This window comes from Streptomyces sp. NPDC055078 (assembly GCF_053607985.1).
Genome location: NZ_JBSGUP010000913.1, coordinates 1 through 2,517 on the forward strand (window position 1 = coordinate 1; position 2,517 = coordinate 2,517).

General features: G+C 71.8%; 2 protein-coding genes and 1 pseudogene. 1 reads left to right on the top strand and 2 read right to left on the bottom strand.

Going from position 1 to position 2,517, the window contains the following annotated elements; genetic code table 11:
• Window positions 1–82 precede the first annotated feature (82 nt).
• Window positions 83–418, bottom strand: a complete 336-nt coding sequence (locus ACWF94_RS38505) for a tetratricopeptide repeat protein (RefSeq protein WP_453499629.1) — start codon at window positions 416–418, stop codon at window positions 83–85.
• Window positions 419–549: 131 nt separating this feature from the next.
• Between ACWF94_RS38505 and ACWF94_RS38510 the strand changes: the two are divergent.
• Window positions 550–1,516, top strand: a pseudogene (locus ACWF94_RS38510) (pirin family protein).
• Window positions 1,517–1,566: 50 nt separating this feature from the next.
• Here the strand turns inward: ACWF94_RS38510 and ACWF94_RS38515 are convergent.
• Complete coding sequence (locus ACWF94_RS38515) at window positions 1,567–2,430, bottom strand: alpha/beta fold hydrolase (RefSeq protein ID WP_453499631.1); 864 nt, start codon at window positions 2,428–2,430, stop codon at window positions 1,567–1,569.
• Window positions 2,431–2,517 lie beyond the last annotated feature (87 nt).

Consider the following 2,517-nt stretch of genomic DNA (forward strand, 5'->3'; position numbering starts at 1 on the left):
GGGGCCGGTCCGTACTCGTCGTGGTTCGTCGTTGTTGTTCGTTGTGCCTTGTTGTTCGTCGTTGTGCCTCGTTGTGCCCCGGTCAGTCGCCGGACATCGCCGCGGCCATCCGCAGATGCGGGGCCGCCTCGTCCGGCCGGCCCTGGCGCTCCAGGGTGCGGCCGAGCATCATCCGGGCGTAGTGCTCCACCGGGCTCAGCTCCAGCACCGAGCGCAGCTCGCCCTCGGCGCGGCCGAGCTGGGCGGAGTGGTAGTAGGCGCGGGCGAGCAGCAGCCGCGGGGCGATCTGCTCGGGCGCCTCGTCGACCAGGCCGCGCAGGATGCGGGCCGCCGTCTGGTACTCCTTGGAGTCGAAGAACAGCTGCGCACGGTCCCACCGCTCGGCGGCGGTGCCGAACTCGTAGTACGTCTCGCTCACTGGCTCTCCTCCTCGGAGTCTCGTTCGGTTGCTTGCGATGGCGTCAACGGAGGATAGTAGTTGAATATTCCACTATCGTTTGGGGTGTGGGGGCTGACGGCAGCCACCCTTACAGGAATAGGTTGAGCACCATGAGCAATCTCGATCGTCAGGCCGCGCCCTCCGTCTGCGGCGGTCGCGGTTTCGTCGTCGCCGAACCGGTCCGTGAGCTTCTCAGCCCGCGCCGCGTTCAGCTGGGTGAATCCACCGAGGTCCGCAGGCTGCTGCCCAACCTCGGCCGCCGCATGGTCGGCGCCTGGGCGTTCGTCGACCACTACGGTCCCGATGACATCGCCGATGAGCCCGGTATGCAGGTACCGCCCCACCCCCATATGGGTCTCCAGACCGTCAGCTGGCTCCACGAGGGCGAGGTGCTGCACCGCGACAGCACCGGCAGCCTCGCGACCATTCGCCCGCGCGAACTCGGCCTGATGACCTCCGGCCGCGCGATCAGCCACTCCGAGGAGAGCCCGCGGACCCATGCCCGCTTTCTCCACGGCGCCCAGCTGTGGGTCGCTCTCCCCGACACCCACCGCCATGTCGAGCCCCACTTCCAGCACCATGCCGACCTCCCGGCCGTCACCGCCCCGGGGCTGACGGCCACCGTCATCCTCGGCACCCTGGACGGCGCGGCGTCACCCGGTACGACGTACACCCCCATCGTCGGCGCCGACCTGGCCCTCGCACACGGCACCCGGCTGAACCTTCCCCTCGACCCCGACTTCGAGTACGCCGTCCTCTCCATGTCCGGCGAGGCCCATGTCGACGGCGTCCCCGTACTCCCCGGCTCCATGGCTCTACCTCGGCAGCGGTCGCACCGAACTCCCACTCCACGCCGACTCCGACGCCGGCCTGATGCTCCTCGGCGGCGAGCCGTTCGAGGAGGAACTGATCATGTGGTGGAATTTTGTGGGCCGCACCCAGGCCGAGATCGAGCAGGCCCGCCAGGACTGGATGGAGGGCTCCCGGTTCGGCGAGGTCCACGGCTACGACGGCGGCCCGCTGCCCGCGCCGGAACTCCCGCCGCTGCCGCTGAAGGCGCGCGGAAGGGTGCGCTGACCTGTCGGTCGCGCGGCGCCTGGCGCCGGGCGCGCAGCCGAGGGTGTGCCTCACTCCGGGTGGTACGACCGGACCTCGTGGCTGTGACAGGGGAGCTGATACCAGGGGCGGCCCGGCGCTGCCGCGTGCAGCGTCAGGTGTGTGACGAGGAAGTCCCAGATGGCCGGTGCCAGGGCGGGGGCCAGGCCGTCCGCGCTGAGCGGGCCGACGGTCAGGGGCACGCGCGCCAGGTGGCCGTGGGGCAACGCGCGGGCCGCCTGAGCGGACAGGGCTCCGGGGCATGGGGAGTCGGTGTCAGCGACGACCAGGGTGGGCACGGTGATCGCGGCGAGGTCGCCGAGCCGTGGGGAGTCCCGGTCCCGGGCGGTGGCGATGCCCACGGGGTGCGAGCGGGGCGGGGCCGCGCACACCAGGGGGCCGGTCCCGGGGACCGGCGCCGGCAGGAGAGGACCGCATGTCGTGTGGATGCCCTGTTCGCGGATGCGGGCGGCGGATGGCTGAGGCGTTGCCGTCCCGGCCCGTTGGGCCGTGTCGTTCCCGATGCCCTCCACGCCGATGACGAGTGCGGCACGGACGCGGTCAGGGCGCTCGGCGGCTACCCGCAAGGTCACCGCTCCGCCCGGGCCCGTGCCGCCCAGCGTGGCCCGGCGAAGCCCGAGCTGGTCCAGCAGGGCGTCGACATCCTCGGTGTACTGGGTTCCGGTGTGGCGTGCGTGGCCGGCACACACCGAGCGGCCGTAGCCGCGCACATCGGCCAGGACAACGGTGAAGCCGTCGGCGAGCAGACGGGCCAGCGGCAGCAGTCTGTGGCGATCCGCCCCGCCGCCGTGCAGCAGGATCAGTGCCGGTCCTTGGCCCAGTGCGGTGGCGTGCAGTCGGCAGCCGTCACTGCCGTGGTAGACGAAGTCGCGCATGCGAACTCCTTGTGTGTCCGGCCGGCCGCCCTCCCGGGAGCCGGTGCGCGAACGAGGGGCGGGCCCAGTGGGTCCGCCCCTCGTTCC

Bases quoted from the DNA above. Each gene is read 5' to 3' on its own strand.
- ACWF94_RS38515 (WP_453499631.1), bottom strand. From the start codon at position 2,430: ATGCGCGACTTCGTCTACCACGGCAGTGACGGCTGCCGACTGCACGCC.